Raw genomic sequence first — 16,576 nt, forward strand, 5'->3', positions numbered from 1 at the left:
GATCAATCCTTCTGGTTGGTGGTGTCGGTGCTGTTCTCAGTGGTCTCGCTGGCGAAGAGCGCGTCCATCCGGGAGATGCGGCCACGCCACAGCGCCTCGAGCTCGGTGAGCATCACGCCCACCGACCGGACCGCCTCGACGTCCCCGCTGGCGAGGGCCTCACGGCCCTGCCGGCGCTTGGTCAGGAGGCCCGCCCGCTCGAGCACGGCGACGTGCTTCTGGACGGCCGCGAAGCTCATGTCGTAGCTCCGCGCCAAGGCCGAGACAGAGTGCTCGCCAGCCAGCACGCGACGCAGGATGTCGCGTCGGGTGCGGTCGGCGAGCGCGTGGAACCAGGCGTCCGCCTGGTCCTCCCGCTCACTCGTGGTCTCGTTCACGGGGCAAACATACAACCAATCAGTTGTATGTTGTCAAGAGTGATCCGACGGCGCGTATGGAGGTCGCGACAGCGGGGCACTGGGGCCTTCCTAGGGGTGGGAGCCTGCGCGTCAGGCGTACGATCAGCGGTGGTGCGAGCTCGTGCCACGATCTCGAAGAGAAGTGGGGCACGACCGTGCAAAGACTCGTGGGAGGTCTCCGTCTCGGCGACCGCTACGTGCTGGAGGAACGCATCGCCTCCGGAGGCATGGCCGACGTGTGGCGCGGCCTCGACGAGGTCCTGCAGCGCCAGGTCGCGGTCAAGATCATGCGGGCCGACCCGGACAACGAGGAGATCTTCGCCAAGCGGTTCCGCGACGAGGCCCAGCACTCCGCGGCCCTGCTGCACCCCAACATCACGACCGTCTTCGACTACGGCGAGGACGACCACCTCTCCTACCTCGTGATGGAGCTGATCGAGGGTCTCCCGCTGTCGGCGGTCATCCGCGACCAAGGTGTCCTCGACGCGGAGAACGTGCGCTCGATCCTCGCGCAGGCCGCGCTCGCCCTGGGTCTCGCCCACGAGGCCGGCGTCGTCCACCGCGACGTCAAGCCCGCCAACATCCTCCTGCGCGAGGACGGGGTGGTGAAGCTGACCGACTTCGGCATCGCCCGGGCCATGGACTCGATCGGTCACACGCGTGTCGGCGAGATGCTCGGCACCCCCAACTACATCAGCCCGGAGCAGGCCATGGGAGCGACGGCCACCGGCGCGAGCGACCTCTACGCGCTCGGCGTGGTCGCGCACGAGATGCTCACCGGGATCCGGCCCTTCGACCGGGGAACCCCCATCGCCACGGCGATGTCGCACGTCAACGAGCCGCCGCCGCCGCTCGCCGAGGAGGTCCCGGCCGAGCTCCGCGCGGTCGTGGCGACCCTCCTCGAGAAGGATCCCGAGAAGCGGCCGGCCAACGCCCGCACCGTGGCGGTCATGCTCGGCATGGCCGGCACCGAGCTGTCCGGCCTCGACCTCGGCCTTGCCTCGGGCGTGGCCAGCGACTACGTCCTGCCGACCACGCCCGTCACGCCGATGAACCTGCGCAAGCCCGCGCCGCTCGCGACCCCGGCGGACACGCCGACCGTCGCGGGGCGCCCGGAGGACCTGCTCGACTAGCTGCGTCCGCGCTTCGTCGCCTCGTCGATCAGCACGGCCAGCGGCTTCGGCTGCGTGAACATCGGCCAGTGGCCCGACTCGATGTCGGCCAGCTCGAGCGCGTTCGCCGACCCCAGCTCGGGCACGTCGCCGGCGTCGATCCACTCCTGCGCCTCGGCCGGGCTGAACTCCGGGCAGATCAGCGTGAGCGGTACGTCGTGACGCGCCTCGCTCGTCCAGTGGACCTCTCCCCGCGTCACCCCGACCGGCACCGGGATCATCCGGGTGAGCAGGTCGGCCTTGAGCTCCTCGGACATGTCGTCGGAGTCCGGACCCTCGAACTTCTCCCATCCCGGGAAGGGCATCGCCCCGTCGACGGGCTCGAAGAAGTCGGCGTACTTCTCGCCCTCGGTCGACGGGAACCCGCCGATCAGCGCGACCCCGGTGACGCCGTCGGGTCGCTGGTCGGCCGCCACCCACGCGAGCGTGCACGCGGCCGAGTGACCGACGACGAAGGGCTGGCCCTCGGCCGCGTCGACCGCTGCGACCACGGCCGCCGCCTGGTCGTCGTACGTCGCCGAGGCGGTGCCGTCGCCCTGCCCGGGCAGCGTCACCGCGATGCCGCGGTGGCCGAGTGCCTCGAGCTCGGGGAGCACGTCGTCCCAGGCCGAGCCGTCGAGCCAGAGTCCGGCGATGAGCACGATGTCCATGGGTTCTCCTTCTTCGGTGGTGTCGACCCTCGTCATCCACCCTAGAAGTGGTTCCGGACGCTCCACGTCCGGTATCGGTGCCACGATGTGCCGATGAGCACCACCCCACGACCTTCCCCTCCTCCGCTGCGCTCCCCCGGACAACGCCGCGGGGACCCCGGATGAGCGAGATCAGCCCGACCGCGCGGGCGCTGCGGGCGCTGGACATCCTGCAGGGACGGCCCGGCATCACTGCGACGGAGCTGGCGTCGCGCCTCGGCGTGACCGAGCGCGCCGCGCGGCGCTACGTGGCGATCCTGCGCGAGGCCGACATCCCGGTGGAGTCGACCCGCGGTCCCTACGGCGGCTACACGCTGGGCCGCGGCCTGCGGCTGCCGCCGCTGGTCTTCTCCGCGACCGAGGCGCTCGGCCTGGTGATGGCCGCCCTCGACTCGCAGCACCGGGTCGCCGACCCGGACGACCCGGTCGGGTCGGCGCTCGGCAAGATCCTGCGGGTGTTGCCGAGCAACGTCGCCCGGCAGGCGGTAGCGCTGCGCGAGACCGCGCAGGCGGTGCCGGAGCGGTTCCCGGTCAAGCCCGACGCCGACATGACGTCGGAGCTGGTGGAGGCGGTCGCCGCGCAGCGGCAGGTGCGCCTCGGCTACCGGACCGCCGCCGGCAACGCGCGCACCTTCGAGGTCGACCCGTGGTCGGTGGTGGTGCGCTACGGCCGGTGGTACCTGCTCTGCCACTCCCACCACGCCGCCGAGCTGCGCACCTTCCGGGTCGACCGCATCACCTCGGTCGAGCTCCTCGACGGCACCTTCGACGTGCCGGCCGACCTCGACCCGGCGGCCGAGCTGGAGGCCAACCTCGGCAAGGGCTGGGAGCACGAGACGCACGTCGCCTTCGAGCAGCCGCTGGAGGAGGTGCGGCCCTGGATCCGGCCGACGCTCGGAGAGCTGCGCGCGCGGCCCGAGGGCGGGTGCGAGCTGGTGGGCACCACGAGCAACGCGGAGGCGTACGCCGGCGAGTGGCTGGCCGGCGTACCGCTGCAGTTCACGGTGGTGGGCGGCGACGAGCTGAAGGCGGCCGTGGCGGCGGTCGCCGAGCGACTGACCCGCGCCGTCGACCCGGTCAGCGGCTGATCGAGACCTCCTTGCCGAGGCTCCAGCCCTCGGAGATCGGGAGGTAGTCGCCGCTCCAGAAGGTGCCGGGGTCGTACCAGGTGGCGCGTCGGTCGTCGCGCAGGATGCCCATCTCGATGTAGCAGGACGCGACGATCTCCGCGCAGAACGCTGCCTCCGGGGTGACGCGCTGGCTGCGCTTGCGGTGCGGGACGTAGGCGTCGCGGCCGCGGAGCCAGCGGGCGCCGAGCTTGGCGATGCTGGGGAACGAGACGCCGTCGAGGCGGGCGATCGTGCGCAGCATGCCGTCCTCCTCGGCCTGGCCGATCTCCGGCTCGAGCTGGCGCAACCAGGCGTCCTGGTCGTACTCCGTCTGCCACCGCGACACCGCCTCGCGCAGGTCGTGGAGCTGCACGCCGCGGTGGTGGGCGCCGGTCCACACGTCCTCCTGCTTCTTGCCGAGCTCGGCGTGGAAGATCAGCGGCGGCAGGTCGTCGACGACGACCGCCATCCCGACGTGGTTGACCGGCGAGTTGGTGACCGCCCGGATCGCGCGGTCGGGGGCGCGGCGACCGCGGAAGAGCCAGATGTCGCCGCTGCGGGTGAGGTCGACCGCCTGGTCGAGGGACAGGACCGGAGCCATGGCCGGAAGTCTGCCCTAGATCGTGGCTACGCTTGGGCCATGCGCGTGTGGAAGCTGCTCGGTCTCGCCGGGATCCTGGCCGGTGTCGCCACCGGCGCCGCCGTCGCCCGGGACGAACGCGTCCGCCGCCACTACGACGCCGGCGAGATCCGCACCCGCCTCCACCAGAGGCACGACGAGGCCGTCGCGCGGCACGAGGCCGACCCGGGAGCCTGAGCTCACGTCGGCCGGTGGTTCTCCTGCCAGGCCCGCTGGACCAGCTCGGTGAACACCGCGCGATCGAGCGCCCCGAGCTTCTTCACGTTCACGCAGCCCTTGCCGACGGTGTGCGGGCCGAGCCGCTCGAGCAGGTCGTCGTTGGAGCCGTAGAAGGTCAACCCGTAGATCACCAGCGCGGCCTTGCGCGGCGCCAGCCCGACCGCGAACGTCTCGTGCTCCTTGCCGTCCGCCGTCGTGTACGGCGACCGGCCGAAGCCGATCATCGAGGGCCCCCACACCACCGGCTCGGCACCGGTCACCTCGCGGATGAGGTCGACCGCCTCACGCGCGTCCTCGCGCCTGTGTGGGTCGGCGGCGGACTCGAGGACGTCGTCGACAGAGGTGGCTGTCGGTCTCGTCTTCCGGTCGCTCATGGTGCCCATCCTCACCTCCCGACGCCCGCCGGGGTAGTCCAGTGGCCTTCCGTCGTGAATACGGCCTCATGGCGGCCAGAAGTCACTGGACTACCCCGGGCCGGCGACCAGAACCCACTGGACTACCTCAGCCGCCGACGGCCAGCCGCACGGCGATCGCGAGCATCACCAGTCCGATGAGGACGTCGAGCACCTGCCAGGCGCGGGGGTCGGCGAGCCGCGGGGCGGCCAGGCGGGCACCGTAGGCCAGGCCCGAGAACCACGCGATGCTGGCGACGCACGCACCCAGGGCGAACCACCAGCGACCGGGCGTTCCGTGGGTGCCGGCGATGGAGCCGAGCAGGAGCACGGTGTCGAGGTAGACGTGCGGGTTGAGCCACGTCAGCGCGACCGCCTTGGCGACCACTCCGCCGCGCGACTCGACGGCGCCCTCGCCGGCCGCGAGGGCCTGCGGACGCCGGGCCCGCAGCAGCGACATGAGGCCGTACGCCGTCAGGAACGCGACGCCGAGCCACCGGATCACCTCGACCGCCCAGGGTGCGCGGTCGACCACCACACCGATGCCCGCGACGCCGGCGATGATGAGCACCACGTCGGACAGCGCGCAGATCGCGACCACGAGGGCGACGTGGCTGCGGCGCAGGCCCTGGCGGAGGACGAACGCGTTCTGCGCGCCGATCGCGACGATGAGGGAGAGGCCCGTCAGCAGCCCGGCGGCGATGTCTCCCACGAGGGTCAATGTAGAGGTGGCCCGGACCCCGAGGCGGCCCTGACAGATGTCAGGGTCGGCTGGGGGTCTTGTCCCATGGCAGCGGATTCTGCGCGACTGCCAGACTTGCCGCATGACTGAGCAGCCCGGGGAGGGCGCAGCGACCGAGGTCGCTGCGAGCGCGAAGGACCTGACGAAGACCTACGGCAAGGGCGAGGCCGAGGTGCGTGCCCTCGACGGCGTGACCGTCGACCTGATGAAGGGCGAGTTCACCGCGGTGATGGGGCCGTCGGGGTCCGGGAAGTCGACGCTCATGCACTGCCTGGCCGCCCTCGACACCCCGACCGCCGGCGAGGCGATCGTCGACGGCACCTCGCTCGGCAGGCTCAAGGACAAGGACCTGACGACCCTGCGCCGCGAGCGCGTGGGCTTCGTGTTCCAGTCGTTCAACCTGGTGCCGACGCTGAGCGCGGAGGAGAACATCCTGCTCCCGCTGAGCCTGGCCGGCCGCAAGCCCGACCGCGAGTGGTTCGACCAGGTCGTCGACTCCGTCGGGCTCCGCCCGCGCCTCGGGCACCGCCCCAGCGAGATGTCCGGCGGCCAGCAGCAGCGGGTGGCCTGCGCGCGGGCGCTGGTGAGCAAGCCGTCGATCGTCTTCGCGGACGAGCCCACCGGCAACCTCGACTCCACCAGCTCGGCCGAGGTCCTCGGCTTCCTGCGCCGCAGCGTCGACGAGTTCGGACAGACCGTCGTGATGGTGACGCACGACCCGGTCGCGGCGTCGTACACCGACCGCATCGTCTTCCTCGCTGACGGCAAGATCGTCGACGAGCTGCGCAATCCCGACCGCGACCAGATCCTCGCGAAGATGGCGAGCCTCCAGGACGTCGCCGCCCAGAAGGCAGCCGGCTGATGCTCCTCCTGACCTGGCGCAACCTGCTCGCTCGCAAGGTGCGCCTGCTGATGAGCACGCTCGCGATCGTGCTCGGCATCGGCTTCCTCGCCGGCGTGATGACCTTCAGCAGCGGGCTCAACGCCACCTTCCAGAACATCGTCAGCGGCTCGACCTCCGACGGGCTGGTGCGGCCGGCCGGCGACGTCTCGGCCGCCAACGCGGGGGTCGCCACCACCCAACTGATCACCCCGGCCGACATCGACAAGATCAGCGCGCTGCCCGAGGTGGAGGACGCGACCGGGTCCGTCGACGGCTTCGGTTCGTTCCTCCTCGGTGAGGACGACAAGCTCGTCGGCGGCCAGGGCGCCCCGACGCTGGCGTTCAACTACGCGCCCGCCGACAACATGGCCGGCGAGGACATCCTCGTGCTCAACGAGGGCGGCTGGCCCGAGCAGCCCGGCGAGGTCACCCTCGACACGTCGTCGGCGGAGCGGGGTGGCTACGAGATCGGCGACACGGTCACGATGATCGTGCCGACCGAGGGCCAGGACCCCCGGCGCACGTTCACCCTCGTCGGCACCGCTGACTTCAACGGTGGCGGGACGGCCGGCGCGACGCTGGTGCTGCTCGACACCGCGGAGGCTCAGGAGATCTTCCTCGGCGGCGAGGACGCGTTCACCAGCGTCGCGCTCACGGCCGCCGACGGCATCTCCCAGACGGAGCTCGCCGAGGCAGCGTCCGCGGTGACACCGGCGGGCTTCACCGCCGTGACCGGCGACAAGGTGGTCGAGGAGACCCAGGACCAGATCGGCCAGTTCCTCGACGTCATCGACATCTTCCTGAAGGTGTTCGCCGGGATCGCGATCCTGGTGGGCGGCTTCATCATCTTCAACACCTTCACGATCCTGGTCTCCCAGCGCGTGCGGGAGTCCGCGCTGCTGCGCGCCCTGGGGGCGAGCAGGAAGCAGGTGACCCGCTCGGTGCTTGTCGAGGCGTTCCTGATGGCGGTGGTGGGCGCCACGCTCGGGCTGCTGCTCGGGCTCGGGCTGTCGCGTCTGCTGGCCGGACTCTTCCGCAGCTTCGGGCTCGACATCGCCGGCGACGTGCTGACCCTGACCCCCGGCACCATCTTCTGGGGCTACGTCGTCGGCGTGGCGGTCACCATGGTGGCCGCCTTCGTCCCGGCGCGGCGCGCGGCCAAGGTGCCGCCGGTCGCGGCGATGCGCGACGACCTCGTGGTCCAGGAGAAGGGGATGGGCCGCCGACTCCTGCTCGGCACCATCGCGATGGTCGTCGGCACGGCGTTCGTCGTCGTCGGGCTGACGGGTGCGCCCGGGACCGACGCCTACTGGATCGGTGCCGGCGCGGTGATCTGGGTGATCACCACTGCTGTCATGGCTCCCGTGGTGGGCCAGCCCGTGCTGCTGCTCTGCCGCAGCGTCTTCGGCCGCGTCTTCGGCACCGCCGGTCTCCTCGCCGGCGAGAACGCGCTGCGCAACCCGCGTCGTACGGGCGCCACAGCGTCGGCGTTGATGATCGGGCTCGCGGTCGTCTCGGCGGTCGGCGTGCTCGCCTCCTCGCTCAGCGCGACCAACGACGCCACGGTCGACGACGCCTTCAAGAGCGACTTCCTCGTGCAGATGCCGACGTTCCAGAGCTTTCCGGCCGCCTTCGGTGACCGGATGGAGGACGTCGACGGCGTCGACCAGGTCTCGCGCCAGCAGGCCACGCCGGTGAGCGTCGAGGTCGACGGCGAGCCGGACCAGACCTTCCTCACCGGCGTGGACCAGGCGTTCCTGGACATCTACGACCTGGCCATGATCGACGGCACCGACCAGATGTCCGGTCGGCAGGCGATCCTCAACGAGGGGCGGGCCGACGACTTCGGTGCGGGCGTCGGCGACACCATCGACATCCAGTTCCCGGGCGGCGAGACCATCGCGGTCGAGGTGGTCGGGGTGTCCGAGGAGTCTCCGACGACCAGCGGCATCACGACCCCGCTGGCGCTGCTGGCCGAGGCCGGCATCAAGCGCAGCGACTCCAGCCTCAGCATCATGCTCGCCGAGGGGGCTGACCGCGCGAGCGCCAAGCAGGACCTCGAGGACGTGGTCGAGGCCCTTCCGATCCTGTCGGTGCAGGACAAGGAGGAGTTCAAGGAGCTGATCAGCAGCCAGGTCAACCAGCTGCTCTACGTCATCTACGGACTGCTCGCCCTGGCCGTGGTCATCGCGGTGATCGGCATCGTCAACACCCTCGGGCTCAGCGTGATCGAGCGGACCCGGGAGATCGGGCTGCTGCGCGCCGTGGGGTTGTCGCGGCGCAAGCTGCGCACGATGATCACGCTCGAGTCGGTGGCGATCGCGCTGCTCGGCGCCGTGCTGGGGATGGTGGTCGGGCTGGTCATCGGCGTGGTGCTGCGCCAGTCGCTCAAGGACGACCTCACCGAGCTCTCGCTGCCCCTCGACAACCTCGTCATCTTCCTGGTGGTCGCGGTGCTCTTCGGCGTGCTCGCGGCCGTCGTACCCGCCATCCGCGCGTCGCGGATGAAGGTGCTGCAGGCGATCGCAACCGAGTGATGCGTCAGTAGCCACCCTCCGGCTCGACCATCTCGCCCCGCACGCCGAGCAGGCGCACGGGGCGCTGGTCGTCGAGCGCGAGGAAGAGGTCGTACGCCGTCTGCGTGATCACCTCGACGTCGTAGGTCGGCTCCTTGAGCTTGCGCACCTTGGTGAACGTGAAGAACGGCGCGAACCGCACCTTGAGGTGCACGCGTTGCACGGCGCGGTCCTCCTTGCGGACGTCCACGACGACCCGGCCGGCGAGCTCGGCCAGCGCGGAGCGCACCTCGTCGGCGGTGACCAGGTCGGCCTGGTAGGTCGTCTCGCGGCCGTGGGCGCGCGCCACCCACGGGGTGTCGTCGGGCCGCGACCGGCCGCCGCCGCGGCCGAGCCGGCCGAGGTGTGTGCCGCTGGCCCGGCCGAACGCGGCGACCAGAGCCTCCTCGTCGGCCGCAGCCAGGTCGGCGACCGTGCGGATCCCGATCACCTGGAGGCGCGCGCCGATCTTGTTGCCGACGCCCCAGAGCGCGGTGGTCGGGCGGTGGCCCATGACCTCCATCCAGTTGTCGCGGGTGAGCACGAAGGTGCCCTGGGGCTTGCCGAAGTCGGTCGCGATCTTGGCCCGCACGAGGGTGTCGCCGATGCCCACCGAGCAGTGCAGCCCGGTCGCCGCGAGCACCGCCGCCTGGATCGAGCGCGCTGCCACGACGGGGTCGTCGGCCTCGATCCCCACGAACGCCTCGTCCCACCCGAGCACCTCCACCACCGCTCCCGGGGTCGCGCGCAACGTCGCCATCACCTGCGCGGACGCCGCCTCGTAGACCGGGAAGTCGACTGGCAGGAAGACCGCCTCGGGGCACCGCCGCTTGGCGAGCTTGAGCGCCAGCCCACTGCGTACGCCGTGGGCTCGGGCCTCGTAGGACGCGGTCGACACGACCGCCCGCTCGGTGGGGTCGCCCCGCCCACCGACGACGACCGGCAGCCCGACCAGCTCGGGCCGGCGCAGCAGCTCGACCGCGACCAGGAACTGGTCCATGTCGACGTGGAGCACCCAGTGGGTCACCTCGCCAGTGTGGCCGAGCCGTCCGACAGCTCGTCCGCCTCCCCGTCGGGGGTGGCGGCACATTGCCGTTCGGGGGCCTTGGGATCTGCGATCTGCCGCCACCCCTGAAGGGGTCTGCCGCGGGGGTGGCGGCACATTGCCGTTCGGGGGCCCTTGGGATCTGCGATCTGCCGCCACCCCTGCGGGCGGGCACGGCCGTACGCCGTCGGCGTACGGTCGAACGATGAGCGACGACCAGCGGGACCCGTACGACACCCACCCCGAGGAGTCCGCCTTCCCGGCCGCCGGTGAGCGCGTGTCCGACGAGGACCGCCAGCGGGCGCTCGACGCCGAGCCCGACGGCAACGCGACGGTCGGCGACACCGTGGACACCGACGACGTCGACTCGAGCGCGCACGAGGACGGCGCGGGTTCGGAGGAGGTCGCGGAGCAGGTCCGCGACGACTGACGTCCTCACACGGACCGGCCGACGCATCTAGGTCGAAGTCCGCTCGTGGATGTCGCGAGCGGACTTCGAGTCAGGCATTCAGGAAGTCGCTGAGGCCCTCGAGCAGCCTGTCGACCTCCGAGTCGTCGGTGTAGGCCGCGAGCCCGATCCGCAGGCCCGAGTCGACGGCGAGGCCGAGCGCGCGGAAGGTCTCGTAGGCGTAGAAGGTCCCGGCCGGGACGAGCACGTCGTGCTTCGCCAGTGCCTCGTACGCGTCCACGGGCAGGCGGTCGCGCAGGGTGAGGAAGAGCGTGGAGGTCCGGTCGGCGGCGCGCGAGTGGAGGGTCAGGTGATCCCCCAGGTCGGCGAGGCCCTCCTCGATCCGGAGCCGCAGGCGCAGCTCGTGCTCCGCGATCGAGGCGGCGGCCGAGACGAGCCGCTCGCGACGCGACGAGCCCGTGCCGACCGACGCGATGAGGTCCACGGCTGCAGTGGCACCGGCGAGGATCTCGTAGGGCAGCGTGCCGAGCTCGAAGCGTTCGGGCACCGCGTCGCTCGACGGCAGGAGCTTGTCGGGGCGCAGCGTCTCGAGCAGCTCCGGGTCGGCGACGAGCGCGCCGCAGTGGGGGCCGAAGAACTTGTAGGGCGAGCAGACCAGCAGGTCGGCGCCCATCGCCGTGAGGTCGGGAGCGGCGTGCGCGGTGTGGTGCACGGCGTCGACGTAGAGCAGGGCGCCGACCTCGTGCGCCCGCGTAGCGACGGACGCCACGGGCGGGCGGGTGCCGAGCAGGTTCGAGGCCGCGGTCAACGCGACCAGGCGCGTGCGGTCGGTGACCACGTCGAGCGAGGAGAGGTCGAGCTCGCCGGTCGACGGGTCGAGCCGCAGCCACCTCACCGACACCCCGGCGCGCTCGGCCGACTGGATCCACGGCCGCACGTTGGAGTCGTGGTCGAGCTCGCAGAGGACGATCTCGTCGCCGGGCGACCAGGTGCGCGACAGCGTGCGGGAGACGTCGTACGTCAGCGCGGTCGCACTGCGGCCGTGGACCACGCCCTCGGGCACGCCGCCGACGAGGTCGGCGATGGCCGAGCGGAAGCCGGCGACGGACTCCTCGGCGTTGCGCTGGCTCAGGGTGGCGGCGCCGCGCTGCGAGAGCGGTCCGGTCAGCGTCCGGGCGATCGACTCGCCGACGACGCGCGGCGTCTGGGTCCCGCCGGGGTTGTCGAAGTGGGCGATCCCGGACTCGAGGGACGGGAACTCCGAGCGGAAGGCAGCGACGTCGAAGACCATGCGACGCACGCTAGTTGGCGATGTGGACGACCGCGTCACCGGAGTTGACGAGCGGCGCCTCGGTGCGACCGATCACGATGCCGTCGCGGTTGGCGTAGACCGCACGCAGCGTCTTGCCGAAGGAGTCGAAGAGCGTGCCGAGCCGCTCGCCGTCGCTCACCTTCTGGCCGAGGTGCGCGTCGAGGTGCAGGATCCCGGTGCGGCGCGCGCGGACCCAGCCGCTCGTCCGGCACTCCAGGCTCGGCTCAGGGGGCAGCTCCTCGACCGGGTCGGTCATGCCGAGCGTGGCGAGCACCCGGCGTACGCCGATCACGCCGGCCTCGACCGCGTAGTCGTCGAACCGCAGCGGCTCCCCGGCCTCGTAGAGCAGGACCTTCGCGCCCATCTCGCGCGCGGCGTGGCGCAGCGACCCGTCGCGGATCTTGGCGTGGAGCATCACCGGCGCACCGAAGGCGGCGGCCAGCTCACGGGTGCCCTCGTCGTCGAGGTCGGCGCGGACCTGCGGCAGGTTGCTGCGGCGGTCGGAGCCGGTGTGGAGGTCGATGCCGACCTCGCAGCCGGCCACGATCTCGCGCATGAAGAGGTGTGCGATCCGGCCGGCGAGCGAGCCGCGGGCCGAGCCGGGGAAGGAGCGGTTGAGGTCGCGACGGTCGGGGAGGTAACGGTCACCGGTCATGAAGCCGAGGACGTTGACGATCGGCACCGCGACGAGCGTGCCGCGGAAGGTCTTGGGGTCGAGCCCGGCCATCACCTGACGGACCACCTCGACACCGACGACCTCGTCGCCGTGGATGGCCGCGTTGATCCAGGTCGTCGGCCCGTCCTCGCGCCCGTGCACGACGCGCACCGGCAGCGTCACGTCGGCGCCGGTGACCAGCCGGGTGATCGGCAGCTCGAGTGCCCGCACCGTCCCGGCCCGGATCCGCACCCCGCCGATGGCAAAGGACTCCCGAGCCATCAGACCGCCTGTGCGAGTGGGCTGGCCTCGGCGATCACGCGGGCAACAGTAGTCGTCACGAGACCCGCCCCGGACACCTCACGGGGGAGAGGCGGTCCGGGGCGGGTCGGCTGTGTGGATCGAGGGGGTGGGCGTCAGCTGTTGAGCGATTCCGAGGAGTCGGTCGAGGAGTCCGTGCCGTCGTCGGTGTCGGGCTGGCCGTCGCCGTCGAAGTCGGGGGCCTGGCCCGTGCCGTCCTGGGTGGTGCCGCCCATCGGCCCGCCGGGCAGGTCGCCCATCGGGCCACGGCCGTCACCCGGGAAGCCCCGGCCGTCGAGGTCGTCGGTGGTCTGGGTGGTGCCGGTGGTCACGACGTCGTCGTGCCCGACGGCGTACCCGGCCCCGAAGCCCGCACCGCCGACCGCCAGGCCGGCGACCACCGCGCCTGCGGTGATCACCTTGCGGCCGCTCGGGATGCGATCGCGCCAGGTGCGCCTGGGAGCGGGCGACTCGGCGTACGACGACTGCGCAGGGTCGGTGGCTGGTGCTGCGGGGAGCTGGTTCTCAGACATGGAAGGTTCCTTCGTGGTGGGTGGAGGGAGGGGTCGAGGTGGTCATCTGTCAGCCGCCCATCGGGCCGCCGCGACCACCGGCCGGCGCCTCGCCTGCGGTGACGGTGGTGTCGGTGCCGTCGACGGTGACCGTGTAGGTCGCGCCCTGCTCGATGCCGGAGCCGGAGTAGACGACGGAGGCGGCGTCCTTCTCGATCGCGTACGTCGCGACCTCGGTGCCGTCGGCGTCGGTGATCACGACCTCCGACCCGGCGGCGGCCGTGCTCGCGAGGGTCGTGGCGATCCAGCCCTGGGCGGAGTCGGTGGAGGGGGCGACCACCATCCCGGCGCTGCCGGTGGCCAGCAGCGTGCCGCCGCTGACCTCGAACGTGCCGTTGACGTCGAGCGCGCCGTTGCCGTCGGTGGTCGGGCCGTGGACGAGGATGTCGCCGCCGGTGATCGTGGCGTTGCCGTTGGAGTCGAGGCCGTCGCCGCTCGCCCAGACCTCGAGCGAGCCGCCGTTGACGTAGAGGTTCAGCGAGGTGTCGGCCTGCATCTCGCCGCCGCCACCCATCTGTCCGGCCGTGCCATCGGTCGCCGCGCTGTCGTCGGAGGTGGCCGCGTTGACGCCGTCGTCGGCGGAGTGCAGCTCGATGTCGCCGTCGTCGATGATGATCAGCGAGCCCTCGAGCGCCTCGTTGGACCCGGCGACCTCGACGGTGCCGCCGCTGATCAGCACCTGCACGCCCTTGATGCCGTCGTCCTGGGAGGTCACGGTGAGGTCGCCGCCCTCGATCAGCACGAATCCGGAGCCGGCGTCCTCGGTGTTGTCGGACTTGAAGGTGTCGCCGACGGCGTCGACGGTGACGGTGCCGTCGGTGAGGACGAGGTAGTCCTTGCCGAGGATGCCGTCGTCGACGGAGGTCACGTCGATCGTGCCGCCGGTGATGACCAGCCCGTCCTTGCCGACGATGCCGTTGTTGCTCCTTCCCGTCACCGTGAGCGACCCGCTGCCGCCGATCGTGAGGTCGGCGGTGGAGTAGAGGGTTCCGGTGGGCGCGTCCTCCGACGTGTCGGCGTACGTCGATGCGTCGGCCAGCGCGTTGTCGCTGCCGTCGGCGAGGACGACCACGACCGACTCGGCGTCGACGACGCTGATCGCGGAGGTCGTCTCGGAGGTGATGGTCGCGTCGTCGAGCACGAGGCGTACGACGCCGTCCCCGGCACTGTCGACGACGACCTGGCCGGTCAGCTCGCCGGTCAGCCCGTAGGTGCCGGCGGCGGTGATCGTCACCGTGCCGTCCTCGACGGAGACGGCGTCGGAGTCGGACGTCGCGGTGGTGCCGTCGAGGGTCACTGCGATCGCGTCGGCCTCGTCGTAGGACGTGTCGCCGGTCTCGACGGCGACATCGTCGGCGAGCGCGTCGTCCACCGTGGTGCCGTCGGAGGTGGCGACCGCGCTCGTCGAGGTGGAGGAGCTGGACGTGGTGGTGTCGGCCACGGATGCGCCGCAGCCGGCGAGGAGGAGGACGGCGGCCGTGCCGGCGAGTGCCTGGCGGAGCCGGGTGGGAGCAAGGAGTCGCATGGGGGACCTTTCGGTGGTGTGGACCCGATGCTCGACGTCCCGGCTGTCGGCGACATGGGCTGAGGTTGTGCGCCTCCTGTGAAGGCCGCACAACTTCTCGTCCACTCCGTGCGTCACCCTGGGAGACATCCGTCCGCCCGACGAGAAGGGACTTCCCATGCGACCGCTGCACCTCGCAGCCACCGGCCTGCTGGCCGTCGTCCTGCTGCCCTCTGCCCCGACCTACGCCGCCGGCGAGACCTGCCAGGGTCGGCCGGCGACCGTCGTCGGCACTCCCGGGCAGCTCGGCCTGCTCGGCTCCGAGGCCGACGACGTCGTCGTGACGAATGGTGCCGTGACGGTCGAGACCCTCGGCGGGGCCGACCTGGTGTGCGTCACCGATGGTGGTGTCTACGCGGGTTCGGACGTCGGCACGGGTGCGGGCAACGACGTCGTCGACGCCTCGGCGACCCGCGGCCAGGTCGAGGCGGTCCTCGGCACGGGCTCCGACACCTACCTCGGCTCACCTGCGCAGGACCGGGTCATCACCGGGCAGGGCGGGGACGCGCTCGACACCGAGGTCGACACGGTGGTCTCGACCTCGGGTGGCAGCGCCACCTCCCAGGGCGACGAGGTCGAGTCCGGGTCGCCCGGCCTGCCCAACTCCGACGACATCCGGCTGACGGGCCTCGGCAACACGGTCTACTGGGCCGGCGTGATGAGCGCTGCCGGCCGGCTCGAGGTCGGGCCGGAGAGCACCCTGACGCCTCGGCTCGGCACGGGTGCGCTGGCGGTCGACGCAGCCGCCGGCACCCTCACCGAGGACGACGCCACCATGCTGCGGTGGACCGGTCCGTTCGTGCGTTTCAACCTCTACGGGTCGAAGGCGCCCCGGTCGCTGGACTTCGCGGGCAGCGAGCGGGACGAGGTCCTCTACACCTCCTTCGACGACTTCGACGGCGCCCAGCGCTTCGACCTCGGCGCCGGCGACGACACCCTCCTGTCGTCCGACGGCAGGGGCGGCGACGGCAGTGCCTACGTCGGAGGTGCGGGTGCGGACGTCATCGACCTCTGGGGTGGGAAGCGGCTGGCCGTCGACCTCGGCAGGCGGACCTGGACGTCGCAGGGCGACGCGGGCCGGATCGCGGGCTGGGAGCAGGTCCGGGTCGGCGCCGACCGGCTCGACCTGCGTGGGACGAAGCGCGCCGACGACCTGCAGTTCTATGCCTGCACCGCCACGGTGGCCGGCCGCGCCGGCAACGACACCCTCGTGGCCAACCGCACCGGCGACGCGAGCTATGTGCTCTCGTGCCGCGACGCCCGGAAGTCCGACATCACGGTCCGGGGCGACGCCGGCCGCGACACGATCAGCGGCACCCGCGGCAGGGACCTGCTCATCGGTGGACCCGGGCGCGACACGATCAACGGCAACGCCAACCGCGACCGCTGCAGCGGGGAGAAGCTGACGAGCTGCGAGGTCAGGCTCCGCTGACGACGTCCTTGCCCCAGTTGCGGCGGCGCACGGCCCGCCGCGGCCTGCCGCCGGCGTACGACCTCGACGAGTCGACGAGGAAGCCGCGCTCGAGGGCCTCGCGGCCGATCAGCATCCGGAAGCCCATCTCGTCACGGTTGCTGAGCGTCATCACGGTCGTGATGGTGCGACCGGCGAGCCGCACGTCGAGGCTGACGGCGTACCTCTGCTCCACCTGGCCGTTGCTCGACCTCACCTCGCGGCGGTCGAGCACCGGCAGGGCCAGCTCGACGTGGTCCTCGTCGGACCGCTGCCAGGGGTGGACGGAGAAGCGGACCCACTCGGCGCCGTCCTGCTCGTAGGCCTCGAGGTCGAAGGCATGGATCGCGGACGATCGCGCACCGGTGTCGATCTTGGCCTTCACCCACTCGAGCCCGGCCTGCGGGAGGCCGACCCACTCGCGCCACCCGACGACCAGCGGCTCGGGCGTCTCGTCGGTGGTGGGCACG

At 71.7% G+C, this 16,576-nt stretch carries 18 protein-coding genes; 7 read left to right on the plus strand and 11 right to left on the minus strand.

Annotation, left to right across the window (positions count from 1 at the left end):
* Window positions 1-2: 2 nt before the first annotated feature.
* A complete protein-coding gene (locus EUA06_RS15315) occupies window positions 3-377 on the minus strand; it encodes an ArsR/SmtB family transcription factor (RefSeq protein ID WP_129477351.1) in 375 nt (124 codons plus the stop codon).
* Between the two features lie 188 nt (window positions 378-565).
* Here EUA06_RS15315 and EUA06_RS15320 point away from each other — a divergent pair, with 188 nt between their 5' ends.
* Window positions 566-1,531, plus strand: coding sequence for a serine/threonine-protein kinase (locus EUA06_RS15320; RefSeq protein WP_207208378.1), 966 nt, complete (start codon window positions 566-568; stop codon window positions 1,529-1,531).
* Here the strand turns inward: EUA06_RS15320 and EUA06_RS15325 are convergent.
* The gene (locus tag EUA06_RS15325) at window positions 1,528-2,220 is read right to left on the minus strand and encodes an alpha/beta fold hydrolase (RefSeq protein ID WP_129477354.1); all 693 of its coding nucleotides are present in this window, start codon (window positions 2,218-2,220) and stop codon (window positions 1,528-1,530) included. The genes EUA06_RS15320 and EUA06_RS15325 overlap by 4 nt on opposite strands.
* A 161-nt stretch (window positions 2,221-2,381) precedes the next feature.
* Between EUA06_RS15325 and EUA06_RS15330 the strand changes: the two genes are divergently transcribed.
* Window positions 2,382-3,347 carry a helix-turn-helix transcriptional regulator gene (locus tag EUA06_RS15330; RefSeq protein ID WP_129477356.1) on the plus strand — a complete coding sequence of 322 codons (966 nt, stop codon included), beginning with the start codon at window positions 2,382-2,384 and terminating at the stop codon, window positions 3,345-3,347.
* On the opposite strand, the gene EUA06_RS15335 is transcribed toward EUA06_RS15330, so the two are convergent.
* A complete protein-coding gene (locus EUA06_RS15335; protein WP_129477358.1) occupies window positions 3,337-3,969 on the minus strand; it encodes a hypothetical protein in 633 nt (210 codons plus the stop codon). The two genes, EUA06_RS15330 and EUA06_RS15335, sit on opposite strands and share 11 nt — an antisense overlap.
* 39 nt (window positions 3,970-4,008) lie before the next feature.
* On the opposite strand from EUA06_RS15335, the gene EUA06_RS22505 reads away from it, so the two are divergent.
* Entirely contained in the window at window positions 4,009-4,185 is a 177-nt protein-coding gene (locus EUA06_RS22505) for a hypothetical protein (protein ID WP_165354411.1), read from the plus strand.
* Between the two features lie 2 nt (window positions 4,186-4,187).
* On the opposite strand, the gene EUA06_RS15340 is transcribed toward EUA06_RS22505, so the two are convergent.
* Together EUA06_RS15340 and EUA06_RS15345 are read right to left on the minus strand one after the other, a co-directional pair.
* Window positions 4,188-4,601 (minus strand): DUF1801 domain-containing protein, encoded by a 414-nt coding sequence (locus tag EUA06_RS15340; protein WP_129477360.1) that lies wholly within the window; start codon window positions 4,599-4,601, stop codon window positions 4,188-4,190.
* A 127-nt stretch (window positions 4,602-4,728) separates the two neighbouring features.
* Window positions 4,729-5,331, minus strand: a complete 603-nt coding sequence (locus EUA06_RS15345) for a LysE/ArgO family amino acid transporter (protein WP_242498178.1) — start codon at window positions 5,329-5,331, stop codon at window positions 4,729-4,731.
* A gap of 112 nt (window positions 5,332-5,443) precedes the next feature.
* Here EUA06_RS15345 and EUA06_RS15350 point away from each other — a divergent pair, with 112 nt between their 5' ends.
* The gene (locus EUA06_RS15350; RefSeq protein WP_129477364.1) at window positions 5,444-6,223 is read left to right on the plus strand and encodes an ABC transporter ATP-binding protein; all 780 of its coding nucleotides are present in this window, start codon (window positions 5,444-5,446) and stop codon (window positions 6,221-6,223) included.
* A complete protein-coding gene (locus EUA06_RS15355) occupies window positions 6,223-8,781 on the plus strand; it encodes an ABC transporter permease (protein WP_129477366.1) in 2,559 nt (852 codons plus the stop codon). Before EUA06_RS15350 ends, EUA06_RS15355 begins: the two co-directional genes overlap by 1 nt.
* Before the next feature lie 4 nt (window positions 8,782-8,785).
* On the opposite strand, the gene EUA06_RS15360 is transcribed toward EUA06_RS15355, so the two are convergent.
* A complete protein-coding gene (locus EUA06_RS15360) occupies window positions 8,786-9,826 on the minus strand; it encodes a DNA polymerase IV (RefSeq protein WP_129477368.1) in 1,041 nt (346 codons plus the stop codon).
* A gap of 223 nt (window positions 9,827-10,049) precedes the next feature.
* On the opposite strand from EUA06_RS15360, the gene EUA06_RS15365 reads away from it, so the two are divergent.
* Entirely contained in the window at window positions 10,050-10,274 is a 225-nt protein-coding gene (locus EUA06_RS15365; protein WP_129477370.1) for a hypothetical protein, read from the plus strand.
* A 70-nt stretch (window positions 10,275-10,344) separates the two neighbouring features.
* Here EUA06_RS15365 and EUA06_RS15370 read toward each other — a convergent pair whose 3' ends face one another.
* The 4 genes from EUA06_RS15370 to EUA06_RS15385 form a co-directional block, all read right to left on the minus strand.
* A complete protein-coding gene (locus tag EUA06_RS15370; protein ID WP_129477371.1) occupies window positions 10,345-11,544 on the minus strand; it encodes a cysteine desulfurase-like protein in 1,200 nt (399 codons plus the stop codon).
* Window positions 11,545-11,554: 10 nt separating this feature from the next.
* On the minus strand, window positions 11,555-12,502 hold the full coding sequence (locus EUA06_RS15375) for a succinylglutamate desuccinylase/aspartoacylase family protein (RefSeq protein WP_129477373.1): 948 nt from the start codon (window positions 12,500-12,502) through the stop codon (window positions 11,555-11,557).
* A 134-nt stretch (window positions 12,503-12,636) separates the two neighbouring features.
* Window positions 12,637-13,053, minus strand: coding sequence for a hypothetical protein (locus EUA06_RS15380; protein WP_129477375.1), 417 nt, complete (start codon window positions 13,051-13,053; stop codon window positions 12,637-12,639).
* Between the two features lie 49 nt (window positions 13,054-13,102).
* Window positions 13,103-14,617, minus strand: coding sequence for a carbohydrate-binding domain-containing protein (locus EUA06_RS15385; protein WP_129477377.1), 1,515 nt, complete (start codon window positions 14,615-14,617; stop codon window positions 13,103-13,105).
* Between the two features lie 157 nt (window positions 14,618-14,774).
* Here EUA06_RS15385 and EUA06_RS15390 point away from each other — a divergent pair, with 157 nt between their 5' ends.
* Window positions 14,775-16,088, plus strand: coding sequence for a hypothetical protein (locus EUA06_RS15390; protein WP_129477379.1), 1,314 nt, complete (start codon window positions 14,775-14,777; stop codon window positions 16,086-16,088).
* Here the strand turns inward: EUA06_RS15390 and EUA06_RS15395 are convergent.
* On the minus strand, window positions 16,075-16,575 hold the full coding sequence (locus EUA06_RS15395; RefSeq protein ID WP_129477381.1) for an ATP-dependent zinc protease family protein: 501 nt from the start codon (window positions 16,573-16,575) through the stop codon (window positions 16,075-16,077). The genes EUA06_RS15390 and EUA06_RS15395 overlap by 14 nt on opposite strands.
* Window position 16,576 lies beyond the last annotated feature (1 nt).

Source organism: Nocardioides glacieisoli (assembly GCF_004137245.1).
Lineage (GTDB): Bacteria > Actinomycetota > Actinomycetes > Propionibacteriales > Nocardioidaceae > Nocardioides > Nocardioides glacieisoli.

Coding starts and splice junctions, on each gene's coding strand:
- EUA06_RS15325 (WP_129477354.1), bottom strand. CDS start 2,220: ATGGACATCGTGCTCATCGCCGGACTCTGGCTCGACGGCTCGGCCTGG.
- EUA06_RS15330 (WP_129477356.1), top strand. CDS start 2,382: ATGAGCGAGATCAGCCCGACCGCGCGGGCGCTGCGGGCGCTGGACATC.
- EUA06_RS15335 (WP_129477358.1), bottom strand. CDS start 3,969: ATGGCTCCGGTCCTGTCCCTCGACCAGGCGGTCGACCTCACCCGCAGC.
- EUA06_RS22505 (WP_165354411.1), top strand. CDS start 4,009: ATGCGCGTGTGGAAGCTGCTCGGTCTCGCCGGGATCCTGGCCGGTGTC.
- EUA06_RS15340 (WP_129477360.1), bottom strand. CDS start 4,601: ATGAGCGACCGGAAGACGAGACCGACAGCCACCTCTGTCGACGACGTC.
- EUA06_RS15350 (WP_129477364.1), top strand. CDS start 5,444: ATGACTGAGCAGCCCGGGGAGGGCGCAGCGACCGAGGTCGCTGCGAGC.
- EUA06_RS15355 (WP_129477366.1), top strand. CDS start 6,223: ATGCTCCTCCTGACCTGGCGCAACCTGCTCGCTCGCAAGGTGCGCCTG.
- EUA06_RS15365 (WP_129477370.1), top strand. CDS start 10,050: ATGAGCGACGACCAGCGGGACCCGTACGACACCCACCCCGAGGAGTCC.
- EUA06_RS15370 (WP_129477371.1), bottom strand. CDS start 11,544: ATGGTCTTCGACGTCGCTGCCTTCCGCTCGGAGTTCCCGTCCCTCGAG.
- EUA06_RS15375 (WP_129477373.1), bottom strand. CDS start 12,502: ATGGCTCGGGAGTCCTTTGCCATCGGCGGGGTGCGGATCCGGGCCGGG.
- EUA06_RS15380 (WP_129477375.1), bottom strand. CDS start 13,053: ATGTCTGAGAACCAGCTCCCCGCAGCACCAGCCACCGACCCTGCGCAG.
- EUA06_RS15385 (WP_129477377.1), bottom strand. CDS start 14,617: ATGCGACTCCTTGCTCCCACCCGGCTCCGCCAGGCACTCGCCGGCACG.
- EUA06_RS15390 (WP_129477379.1), top strand. CDS start 14,775: ATGCGACCGCTGCACCTCGCAGCCACCGGCCTGCTGGCCGTCGTCCTG.